Source organism: Candidatus Thiothrix phosphatis (assembly GCF_035668035.1).
Lineage (GTDB): Bacteria > Pseudomonadota > Gammaproteobacteria > Thiotrichales > Thiotrichaceae > Thiothrix > Thiothrix phosphatis.
Map to the genome: position 1 here is coordinate 7,330 of NZ_JAYMYJ010000046.1, position 10,797 is coordinate 18,126.

16 protein-coding genes are annotated in these 10,797 nt (G+C 54.0%); 1 reads left to right on the forward strand and 15 read right to left on the reverse strand.

The annotated features are described in order from the left end of the window. Positions 1-251: 251 nt before the first annotated feature. The 15 genes from VSS37_RS05960 to VSS37_RS06030 all read right to left on the reverse strand — a co-directional run bounded on the left by VSS37_RS05960 (position 252) and on the right by VSS37_RS06030 (position 9,920). Positions 252-488: a hypothetical protein gene (locus VSS37_RS05960; protein WP_324693862.1), complete on the reverse strand. Its 237-nt coding sequence runs from the start codon at positions 486-488 to the stop codon at positions 252-254. A gap of 270 nt (positions 489-758) precedes the next feature. Beyond that, complete coding sequence (locus VSS37_RS05965) at positions 759-2,201, reverse strand: hypothetical protein (RefSeq protein WP_324693864.1); 1,443 nt, start codon at positions 2,199-2,201, stop codon at positions 759-761. Between the two features lie 47 nt (positions 2,202-2,248). Next, entirely contained in the window at positions 2,249-2,515 is a 267-nt protein-coding gene (locus VSS37_RS05970) for a hypothetical protein (protein WP_324693865.1), read from the reverse strand. After that, on the reverse strand, positions 2,430-3,206 hold the full coding sequence (locus VSS37_RS05975; RefSeq protein ID WP_324693867.1) for a primase/helicase family protein: 777 nt from the start codon (positions 3,204-3,206) through the stop codon (positions 2,430-2,432). Before VSS37_RS05975 ends, VSS37_RS05970 begins: the two co-directional genes overlap by 86 nt. Then, positions 3,203-3,418 (reverse strand): helix-turn-helix transcriptional regulator, encoded by a 216-nt coding sequence (locus VSS37_RS05980; RefSeq protein WP_324693868.1) that lies wholly within the window; start codon positions 3,416-3,418, stop codon positions 3,203-3,205. Before VSS37_RS05980 ends, VSS37_RS05975 begins: the two co-directional genes overlap by 4 nt. 94 nt (positions 3,419-3,512) lie before the next feature. Further along, positions 3,513-3,959 carry a hypothetical protein gene (locus tag VSS37_RS05985; protein WP_324693870.1) on the reverse strand — a complete coding sequence of 149 codons (447 nt, stop codon included), beginning with the start codon at positions 3,957-3,959 and terminating at the stop codon, positions 3,513-3,515. A 5-nt stretch (positions 3,960-3,964) separates the two neighbouring features. Next, a complete protein-coding gene (locus tag VSS37_RS05990) occupies positions 3,965-5,293 on the reverse strand; it encodes a DNA translocase FtsK (protein WP_324693871.1) in 1,329 nt (442 codons plus the stop codon). Further along, positions 5,290-6,240, reverse strand: coding sequence for a hypothetical protein (locus VSS37_RS05995; RefSeq protein ID WP_324693872.1), 951 nt, complete (start codon positions 6,238-6,240; stop codon positions 5,290-5,292). Before VSS37_RS05995 ends, VSS37_RS05990 begins: the two co-directional genes overlap by 4 nt. Positions 6,241-6,259: 19 nt before the next feature. After that, positions 6,260-7,165 carry a hypothetical protein gene (locus tag VSS37_RS06000; RefSeq protein ID WP_324693874.1) on the reverse strand — a complete coding sequence of 302 codons (906 nt, stop codon included), beginning with the start codon at positions 7,163-7,165 and terminating at the stop codon, positions 6,260-6,262. Between the two features lies 1 nt (position 7,166). Next, positions 7,167-7,793, reverse strand: a complete 627-nt coding sequence (locus tag VSS37_RS06005) for a TIGR02594 family protein (RefSeq protein WP_324693875.1) — start codon at positions 7,791-7,793, stop codon at positions 7,167-7,169. Between the two features lie 8 nt (positions 7,794-7,801). Further along, on the reverse strand, positions 7,802-8,311 hold the full coding sequence (locus VSS37_RS06010) for a hypothetical protein (protein WP_324693877.1): 510 nt from the start codon (positions 8,309-8,311) through the stop codon (positions 7,802-7,804). A gap of 13 nt (positions 8,312-8,324) precedes the next feature. Beyond that, a complete protein-coding gene (locus VSS37_RS06015) occupies positions 8,325-8,519 on the reverse strand; it encodes a hypothetical protein (protein WP_324693879.1) in 195 nt (64 codons plus the stop codon). Further along, the gene (locus VSS37_RS06020; RefSeq protein ID WP_324693880.1) at positions 8,516-9,424 is read right to left on the reverse strand and encodes a hypothetical protein; all 909 of its coding nucleotides are present in this window, start codon (positions 9,422-9,424) and stop codon (positions 8,516-8,518) included. Before VSS37_RS06020 ends, VSS37_RS06015 begins: the two co-directional genes overlap by 4 nt. Beyond that, the gene (locus VSS37_RS06025) at positions 9,421-9,696 is read right to left on the reverse strand and encodes a hypothetical protein (protein WP_324693882.1); all 276 of its coding nucleotides are present in this window, start codon (positions 9,694-9,696) and stop codon (positions 9,421-9,423) included. The genes VSS37_RS06020 and VSS37_RS06025 overlap by 4 nt, the downstream gene beginning before the upstream one ends. A gap of 77 nt (positions 9,697-9,773) precedes the next feature. After that, on the reverse strand, positions 9,774-9,920 hold the full coding sequence (locus VSS37_RS06030) for an Arc family DNA-binding protein (protein WP_324693883.1): 147 nt from the start codon (positions 9,918-9,920) through the stop codon (positions 9,774-9,776). A gap of 175 nt (positions 9,921-10,095) precedes the next feature. On the opposite strand from VSS37_RS06030, the gene VSS37_RS06035 reads away from it, so the two are divergent. Then, positions 10,096-10,383: an Arc family DNA-binding protein gene (locus VSS37_RS06035; protein WP_324693885.1), complete on the forward strand. Its 288-nt coding sequence runs from the start codon at positions 10,096-10,098 to the stop codon at positions 10,381-10,383. Positions 10,384-10,797: the final 414 nt, after the last annotated feature.

A 10,797-nucleotide genomic window follows, 5' to 3' on the forward strand; every position in this document is an offset into this window, starting at 1 on the left:
AGGTGTAACAGGTGTAACAGGTGTAACAGGTGTAACAGGTGTAACAGGTGTAACAGGTGTAACAACGTATCTAACTTATTATTTTTACTTAACTTTATTCACAATCCACCTGTTACACCTTGCAAGAATCGTGGTGTAACAGGTGTAACAGTTGATTTTAAAGGAGTTTTTCCTTTACCCAATGGGCTTCTTCTTGATGTGTTACACCAGTTGCCACAAGGCAAAAAGAAACCGGGACTTGCCCGGTTCATTCACATGATGTCTTGCATCAGCCGAAACAGCTCACCTTCCAACCGCCTGATGGCGTCCATGGCCCGCTGTTCCCGCAGTTCTTCCTTTGTCCTGGTATCCGGCAATCTGGCTTCCTTCCTGGCAAGGGTTGCCGCTGCCTTCACCTGCCAGTATTTCCGGTTTTCCCTGATCAGGGATTCCAGCCGTTTGGCATGTGCTTTCCGTTCCTGCTGTAGTTCCTTCAGGTAGTCCTTCATGCTTTCCCATTCCTGGCGCTGTGCGCCCGTACAGTGCGACATAGGCGGCAAGGTTTGGGCTACCTTTCGCCCTGCCCTTGCGCCACCATCTGCGGTTAACTGGTTTCATTTGTCACTTTTCACCGTCAAATCTTTCTACCCACGATTGCTAATAAGTCTGCGAAAAAAGCGAATTTGCGAATTAAATAGAAAATATCATTTTAAATCATCTACCTGCATCATTTATTAATTTCGCAAAGCCTGCGAATTAAATGCGAATTAAATCAAAAATTAAGCAGAAACAGCCTTGAATACCGTTGCAGCCCTGCCTTTCCCTCCATCTGGTTGCCTTTCACCACGGAAGATTTGCCCCTGGGCTTCCAGCATTTTCAGCAGATCATCAATGTCCTTTCCCTTCATATGCCTTGAATAAACATCAACAGAGATTTCAGTTTTGGTCATCCCGTTCTTTGACTTGCGCAAGGCGGAAAGCAGCCTGCTTGCCTCGTCATCCTTTGCGCTACCGAAGATGAACTGGATACTACCAACGGAGCAATCCCAGACAGCCAGCGCCGCCTTGAGGTGGGCAGGCGTCACGATGTCGGTGCAATCCAGCAGGGCAAAGATGGTGGCAATCCTCAACACTTGCGGCCTTGCCCGTTCGGTCAGCATGACATTTGATTTCACTAACCCCGGAACAACAGAAGCCCATAATTGTTCAGCCTCACCTGACAAGCCCAATCCCCTTGTGAGTGATCCAAAGCGGATGGCCTGGGCAAACTCTCGGGTAAAGTAATCCATCCTGTCCCCTGGCATCTTGCGCGGGATGGAAACGATTTTCGGGCGGCGAACGCAAAGCCATAGCAAACGGTTTGCAAAGCCGTTGCTGTACTCGATTACATCAAGGTCGCGTATCAGTTCGTCATAGGTGATATGCCCAACAAAGCAAACATGCGCGTTTGTGGTTGTCACTGGGTTGTTCTTGATTATGGGTGAGTAGCAACCGTCATCCCAAAGCCTGCGTATCGCGGTTGAAATGGTGTTGCCCTCACGCTTTGAGGCTTTCAAAACGGCAGAGAATTCTTCTTCGATTACCATAAGGCGCTTGTCAGTGACGCCAAGATCAAGTGGCTGACCTTCCTTGTCTGTCTTGTCTGATGGATCACGGACAACATAAGCAATCCCCTCGCCGCTCGACATTGGCCCGTCACGGTATTGGATGGTGGGTTGCCCAGTGCTTGCAAGCATCTTGTCTATTTCCCGCGCAAGCACCCTGGAAGGTTGCGCGGATGTCCCTTTACCGCCGCTGGAAAGTCCGGTGGTTATCGCCATCAGCCTGGGTGGTGCTTCCACATCCCCCAGCCGCAAGACAGCCCCACCACCGAAATAAGCGCCCATGTAGGTGAGTGTATGGATCAGTACGCCAACCGGGTCAGCTTCGGTATCCTGGCATGATTCCAGCGCATACTTGCCTGCTATGCCATAGAAGCATTCACTGCTTGCCACTGGGTAAGCGGCAGGCAGGGTTTCATCCATGTGGTTCTGTTTGGTTGGCCTTTCCGGGTTTGCTGTGTGCTGGATGTAGCCATCGTCATCCGGTTGGATGTCTGCGTATGCCTCAAGAGGGATGTTATCGAATGTTGGCGGTTCTCCGTTGGCTCCCTGCGATGCGCTGTTCTGGCCTGGGAACTCGATGACAACATTGCCAAGTGACTTGATAATTTTATTACCCATGGTAAAATAACCTCCGTTAAATCGTTGAAATTTAAAGCCCGGTCATATCAGAAGTGGTCGGGCTTTTTCTTGTCCACGATCAGCGATTTATGCCAATCGTTCCAGTCGCCGTTTTTCGGTGGAATGATGATGCCAGCGCCCACCGCATCAGCCGCTTTGCTGGCGTAGTAAACGCCCGGATTCTCGATCCGTTCTTTATCAAATTTGATGAACTTCCCAACATCATTATCAGCCGCAAATATCAGTTCCGCGCCTTGATGGTGCGCCCTGATCGTCTGGCCGACTGACAGCAGGTTGCCAACACCGAACGCCACGACTACCGGGTTCCGTGCGCATGTGGAGGGAACAGCCGGTTGCCCAGCCTTCCGCGATGTAGATACGGCCTTTCACTTCCCCAGTGGTCAACCCTCCACCAATCCACAGATGCCCGCCAGCAGCCCGCCCCCTGATAATTTTTGAGCGCCTCGGGGTGATTTGCTGGACGCCTATCAGGTTGTGATTGTCATCACTGATAGGAATGACAATGCTGTTGCTGTCGATGTAATGCCCTGGCGTATGTGGCAGGACATAGCGCCCGCAAGGCCGTAAGCCCTGCATGGCAACAATCCGCTTTTGTTTGAGGTATGGGTGTTCGGTTGGGTAGAAGTTGTTCCAGCCATCAGCCTCAAGGATTAGCTGGTTGAGGACTTCCAGCAGGTCGGCATATCCAGCAGCCGCCCGCCGTTCCGCTTCGGTTGCCCTGGCTTCGGCTTCTGCTTTTCGCTGCTGGTATTCGTCAGCAGGAAGGTATTCGCCGCAACCATCATCCCATTCGCGCCACTCAAAGCAGGTGTCGCCCTGCTGCCAGTGGCGATACCGGCAGAGTGTTCCTTTTGGCAGGTGGTGGCAGACGTAGGAAACTTTATCCAGTCCCTTGCCGCGCCCTGAATGCCACCTGCCATCCATGATCGGGTCAGGGATGGAAACCCCGATACGTTCCGTCATGTGTTCGGCCAGCGTCATCATGCCGCTGCCTGCCCCGCAAGCATTTCGGGGTACTTCGCCGCAACCTCGGAACCCAGCCAACGGGTTGAACCTCCAATCTTGCGCGGCTTTGGCAAAAAGCCTGCTGCACTCCAGCGATAAATAGTAGCCCTCGACACACTGAACAGTGCTGTCATGTCTGAAACCGTCAGAGCCTTTTTGTCCCAGTTTTCAATATTGGTGGTCTTGCTCATTTTATCCGTCTCGATTTGTTTAAAACAAAAACATGGTGGGGCATTCCAACGCGAATGGGTGCTAAACTCCCTAACCTTCATTAACCTGCACAATTCAAACTGTAAGTTCTTCGTATACCTTGCGGATTTCGTAATCAGCCATGAACTGATCAAACGTCTCTTGCGCCATGGATTTGATTTCATCCATTCCGTTGAATGCCTCATTAAAACTTCGACGCCAGCACACTTCCTCATGTGATCCGCTTCCCCATGCCAGCATCCTGCCATAGGCGTGGAACCCCTCGTATCCTGTCACGGCGTTTTCACTGGCAAACTTAACCAGTTCCCTGGCGGTATCGGGTGGCCTTCCATGATTGCGCCGAAAGGCTTGCATCAGTTCCAGGACAACAACCTTTACCTTGCCTTCTCGGGTTGCCTTGCCAGCGTCATTTGCTTGGCTGCTTTTCCCCTTCCCTTCCAGCGTTTCAACCCTGGCTTTCAGGTCGTCGATTTCCTTTTCTAGCCTGTTAACAATAAGTTTCAGTTGTTCAATCTCGTTCATGGCAATCACTCCTTATTGGACTGACTGATAATAGCGCCCCTGCCAAGGGTGGAAAGGATGTCTGCCCCAGTAACCAGCGCCCCATGGATGCGGGTTGTTTCCGCGCCAATCACGGCAAAGGCGTCACCATCACCCAGCAGCTTTTCACAGCCGGTTGACTGTATGGCTACCTTGCTTTGGTCTGCCGTCTTGGTTTTCAGGCCGATGGCTGACGGGATGTTTGCCCGGAATGTCTGGCTGAAAATCTCGGAGTTTGGCGACTGGGTGCAGAGGATCATGTGGATGTTTGCCGACCTTCCCTTTTGCGCCAGCCGTTGCAGGCGTTCCTCGGTCATCAGCTTTTTGTCACGCTTCGCCAACCCCAGCACATCGGCAAGTTCATCAACCACAAACACGATGGGGGTGGACTTGTCGCCACCTGAAAAGCGGGCGTCCATTTCTGCCTCTAACCATTCGGCTTGCGCGGCAATGTCCAGCACTTCGGTTGCCAGTGGCAGGGCTGCCGGTGTGGTCACTTCCACATTCCCCACTGTGCGGGTTATGTCATAGGTCTGCACCATGCGCCCAGAATCGCCGTAGTAAGGCGCGAAGTCTTCCCCCTTGCCGTCACCAATCATCAGGGAGAAACCAGCGCCAGAACGCAGCAGTGAAAGCAGGATCGCATTCACCAGCACGGACTTTCCCGCCCCGGTTGTACCGGCAACAAACAGGTGTACGGCGCGTTTCAGGTCAAACACAAACGGCTTCCCGGTGGCGTCCACTCCAGGGCAGGCGGGAAGTTTCATACCCTTCCGCTGTGTTGCCCATTGTGGGGATTCAAGCAGGGTGGAAAATTCCACCGTATCCCGGCTACCGTTTGGCACATCCAGCGCAATCAGGCCGCGCCCTGCGTTCCGGGTAATGGTAATGTCAGGTGCGCCCATGTCGCGGGCTATGTCATCATCCGGCAGTTTGCCCAACCGTGTACCCTTTGGGATGCGGATCAGGTGGCGTGTAAGTACCGGCCCCGGCAGTGCGCCAGCATGACGCGCCCCCACCAACCCATGGGCTTCCAGCGCTTCCAGCAGTTCACTGTAATCAACCGGGTTGTCTGTTGCCGTCCATTCGTCAAGGTCGCTGCCCAACAGGCAGTTATCCCGCATCCAGGAGGTGATGGCTTGGCGGGAAACCCAGCCCAGCGCCAACGCGCCAACACCAGACGCAAAGGAGACGCCAGCGCTTGCGCCATATGCATCAGCCACCATTGCACCACCAGCCAGCAGCAGGGCGGATGCTGCGGTTTGCAGGTTGGTTTCAGGGTAAAACTGGCCTAAGTCAAAAGTACCGATCCTCATTTCATGTTCTCCTGTTCCATCTGTTTGCGTACCTGTTCGGTTTCCCATGCTGCCACCGCGCCCGCGTCTGGCTGTGGCATGTCTGCCTGCATTGCCGCCTGTACGGTTGGCATGGGCTTATCATTGGCATGTTGCCCGCCCACTGCGGAAACCAGCAGACCAGCACCCATCGCCCCGATAAGGAGTAACGCGCCGGGATTCTGGCTTACCTTTCCCCAAAGGGTTTGTTGTTCTGGATGCTGTGCCGCCATGTCAGAAAGGCGCTGTTTGTTTGCCGTCATGCGTGCATATTCCTGTTTCTGCCGCTCAAGGGCTGCGTTCTCACGCTGTAGTTGCTTCAACTTCTTTATGGCGGAATAGGCACTGTTGGCCGCTGCTATGGCTTCCAGTTGGTGCGGTTCACGCTGGATGGCTTTCATGACTCGCTCCTTGATGGTTGTCTTATGCTCCAGCTTATCCCACGGTTGCCAGTAGGCTGACCGCTCACCATTGCGCCCGATTACCCCGATGCCTTCCAGCATGGGTACAATGTTTTCTTCAAGGAACCTGCGTGGCGTTTCCTCGGTTGCCGCCGCCTCACACATAGCCCGCATCTTGATTACATGCCCGCTGTGGTACTGGCGCATAACCCTGTTAATGCCCGCCACTGTCTTTGCCTTTTCAAGCCCCTTGGTCAGGATGGCGTTCACAATGTAGCGCCTGCCATCCGGCGATTTAATTACTTCCATCGCTGCCTTTCTCCCTTTTTCATCCGCCAAAAGGTCAACAAATAGGGAATAATCCAATTCTGTATTGTCTAATTCTTCATCATGTGTAAAGGTGCAGGAACAATCCAAACCGCCATTTTCTGGTGCGGTAGGCGTGCGGTAGGTTTTTTCGCCCAAAACGGCGGTTTCTGGCGTCCTGTTTTTTCTGTTCAGTTCGATGATGTTGTTTTCGTGTTCCATTGATTTAATCCTCAATTAATCATTCATGCGCGGTGGTTGATGTACGCAGCAAACGCGACCAGAAACCGGGTGGTTGTACTGCCCCGCCATCGCCACATTCAGGAACCTGCTTGCTGATTGAGGCCTCGCCCATCGCTGCGTAAGTGCTGGTGTTTGTGCCGTTGGCGTCATGTGAATCCTTGCCGCGCAAGTACCAAGAGATTGCAGCCGTCAGCCCTTTGAGGTGCGCCGCCGCCGCAAACCCTGCCACCTGTTCCGGTTTGGTCTGGCTCAATACACGGTTGCTGAACCCGTCCTTGATGTTCTCGTTTGCCAGCGCTGAAACCGCCACATCCTGCAAGTGCTGGTTGTTCAGGAATGCCGCCTTGCCGCCCGCCAGCGTCCAGTTGCCCGCATCATCCAGCCATGCTTTCTGATCCTTGCCACTACGCACGGCATAAGGTGCTGACTTGAACGCGGAACGCTTCACCAGCCCGACAATGGAAAGGGCTTCTGCCCCGAACCCGTACCCGGCAAAGTAGCCGTATTGGTTGCCTGGGTGTGCGTAGTAGCCGCTGCTTTCCGCCTTGCGCACGGCATAACGCCACCTGCAAGACTGCACATCGGTAAGGCCGATCAGGGTTAAATCCCCATTGGGTAAGGAATAACTGCGGTCAATGTTGCCGGTGTAGTCCGCCCACATCCTGCCAGCGACAACCACTTGGTTGGCTGTCCAGTCCAGCCCGGTATCAATGGCGTCCTGTGCTTCCTGTGGGAGGTGTTGCAGCCCGATAACCAAGGCAGGGATGGCAACCACGGCGGCAACCGTGGCTGAAACAATCCAGTGCATCTTGGGCTGTGTCTGGCGGTAGGTTGCCCGTACCATCAGCCGCAACCCTGCAATCTCCTGGCGTACCTTGAACAGTTCTTGTGTGGTGCTTTCCATCCTAAACCCCCACCCGTTTGTTGGTGCGGAACCCCAATACCCGGTCAGGGCTGTATGGTTCCATGCTTACCTTGTCATCCTGGTTCCCGCCCAGCACCAGCACATTGCCGTTGCTGTCGAAACCCTTGAAGAAACCGACATGGCCTTGCCAGCTTTCCCGGCTTCCACGCCACAACACCACCACATCGCCGGGTTGCGGTTTGTTGGTGGCAGTACCCCATTGCAGGAAGGAGCGTGCGTTAACTTCCCCAGTGCCTTTAATCCCGTTGGCGTACAGGACGGCATTCACGAACGCAGCACACCATGCGGTGTTGCCTGGGTTGATGGTGATGCCTGCCCGCTGGATGAATGCCGCCAGTTCCTTGCGGTCAGCGTCCTCGTCCTTACCGATCCATTGTGATGCGGTGTTGAGGAATCCTGATTGTGTGCCGCTGGTGTAGGTGTCCGCCCCGCCAACCATCCAGGACGGCAGGACGGAAGCGGCGATTCCGGCAACCTTGGCGCGTGCCATGTCCGCCAGTTCGTCGGCTGTGGCGCTGTAGTAGCCTTGCGCGAAGTTGCCGCCAATGAACGCACACACAAGGATTCCGGCTGTCCAGTCGGCAACAGGGCGAAGTGTGTAGTTCACGATGCCCATTACTTGCGCACCCATTTGTAATAGTTGCCGTCGCTTGCTGGTGTGCAGCGGATAACGCCAAGGGTGGTTTTAGTCCACGCCATGACGCCATCTTTGCATTCCCCAATGGCTTGCGGTGTCAGCTTCCCGTCAGCTTCCCATTCGCCTTCACCTGCTGACTGTGCGCCCGCTTCCGCCCCTGCCTTAGCGCCTTCCTTGATAGCCTCAAAACTGGCGCTGACCATGTTGCCAGCCTGCCGGGTGTTGAATTCCCAGCCAGCGCTTGAAAGCCCCAGCACCAGCAAGCCAGCGCCCAACCATGCCGCGATGGGGGAACGGTCGCCCCAGATCATGACGCCAGCACCAGCCGCGCCGATTGCGCCCACGGTATCCCAGAACCCACCACCCGGCAGGTTCAGGACAGCAGGGCCATTTACGGCAAGGGACAAGGCTGAAAGGCTTCCAGCAAGCACAAGTGCGCCGCCCATCAGTTTGGGCATGGATGAATTGGTTTCCCTGATAAAGCTCATTTTGTTGTACCTCTTATTGCAGTTCTGGCGGGATGTATCCCGGCCTTGGTGGGTTGTACTGGTCAACATCAATGCCCGGTGTGATTGGTTCCGGTTCATCGTGCCAATAGATGCAGGTCAGCACGCCGACCACGAACCCAAGGGCAAACACCTTGATGTAGGCCGACGCGATGCCCCAGAACTCTTTCATGATTCGGCTGTTGCTCATTTAACTGCCCTCAGTTTGTTGGCGTAGCGGTAGCGGGTAGCGCCGCCTGTGCCGGTTTTGGTCAGGATGCCTTGCTCTGCCGCCTTCTTCATGGCGTCCTTTGCCTGCCAGTCAGTACAGCCAGTTGCAGCCACGATAGCCGCTGCTGTTACGTTCCCCTCTCCATTGGGTGCAATGGCATGTTCTGCCAACAGGTCGATAGGTTGCGGTGCAGTTGTGGTAGGGGTTGCGGTTACTGCTGCTTCGGGTTGCGGTGCAGTTGCGGTTTCCTCCACTTCCTCAACTTCAAAGGGTTGCGGGGTTGCGGTGGCAGTTGCGGTAGGGTTGCGGCGCGAAAACATGCCAGCCAGCAGCAACAGTGCAGGCGTCACCAGTTCAAACACGCTTGAAACTGCCCAGCGATAAACGCCGCCGGTATCTGTCAGCCCTTGGGTAATCTGTGACGCAGTGGCTTGACGTACCGTTGGGGTTGAAAGCCTGTCGACTTGCTTCTGTAGCGCCGCGTATTCGCCCGGATACTTGCTCTTTTGGGTAGCGCGTAATTCGGCAGTCATGGCAGACAATGCAGCCATACGCGCCGTTTCCTGTTCCTGGTAGAGCCTGTCGGCCTCAGTTGCGGCGGTAGTTGCGGCAGTTGCGGTAGCCAGTTGCGCACTGTTGTGGATGCCCGCAACCATCGCCACAGCAAACACGCCAGCCACAGCACTAGCAATAACCCGCTTGTCAGTGTCGCTACTGGTGGCGACTACATGCCAGCCTGCATAGATTGCCGCTGCACTGGATGCCAGCACCACGCCGCCGGGGATTGTGCCAAACAGGTCAGACGCCACCGGATATGCTGCAACAGCAGAGGTGATGCCAGTCACACCAGCCAGCGCACGGAGGGATAGCGCGGGGTAGTTCATTGCTGCACCTCCCGTTCTTTGTTTTCGCTGATCATGCGGCGCGTGTTGGCGCTAATGGCCGCATATTGCAGGGCAGACGCAAGGCGTTCAGCCTGATCTGCGGTCATGATTGCCAGCGCCTTATCTGACTTGCAGAACTCGATACTGAGGGTTACAAGTTCGCCGGTAGACATGGCTGCAACCTTCGCACCGTAGCCGTATGTTTCGCCCAATGGGGGAATGTTTACCCTGATGGCTGGAACTGTGCTTGTTGGGGTATGCTTGTCTTGCATGTTGTCGGCTCCTTCAATTGTTAAGCCGGTTATGTGAAGTCCTGTCGCTGGTGTTACAGCACCAGTGCAGGGCGTTATTAGCGGTTTACTGCTTCCTTGCGTTTCAGTTCTAAAAGCATCTTCATGACTACATAGTTAATGCTGCGGTCGTTCTTCTCTGCCTTGGCAACAATCCATTCGCGCAATTCGGCTGGAACTCTCAGTTTGAGTTGTGTCTTCTCCATTGCTTAACCTCTTAGGTAAATTATGGTAATAAGTGGTTCATTGCTTGAATGTAGCACTGTGTTAGCGGTGTTTCAACCTAAATGGTAATAAATGGTAAGAATTGGTTCACCTGTTATGTAAACCAGATGGCGGGCATAATGTGCGGTAAGAATTGAAACCAAAGAGGTTTATTAAATGACCGAACCCACACAGCTAAAATTGCGCGTTCCGCAACACTTGAAAGAAAAGCTGGAAGCAGCCGCCAGCAAGGAACACAGAACTGTAAACATGGAAGTGTTGAAGCGTCTGGAAGAAAGCTTTTCAGGTGGCGCAACACCAGCAAACCATCAGCCAGCGCCAGATATGGACGCCATCACCAAGGCAGTGGAAAGGGCAATAGGGGAACATCTGCCCGACATGGACGCCATCCGGGAAGCCGTAAAGGAAGGGCTGAAAGCGGAACTGGATAGGCGGTTTGATTAATTTTTGATTAAATTCGTATTTAGTTCGTAAGCCATTACTAACCCGCCAAACGATGTAACTACATGATTAACAAAGCTCCTTCTGAGTAAGTTCGTAAATTCGTTAATTTCGTAGGCTTTCTGTGTTTAGCCACACATCCCGCCATCACCTTGGAAGTGATCCGGTTCACTTCCACCTCACACAGAACACCACCTCACACAGTACAGGGTGAACCTGTTGGCAAGTTGCTGGTGGGGTGGCTTCACTTCCCCAATGGGTCTTCACCATCCAGCCTGTGCGAATCTTAGAGTTTTGATTAATTTTTGATTTAATTCGCATTTAATTCGCAGGCTTTGCGAACTATGCAAACGCTGCAACTATATGAGTAAGTATCCCCCGGCAAAGCCGGGGGCTTTAGAATATGTGAGCCGCTCA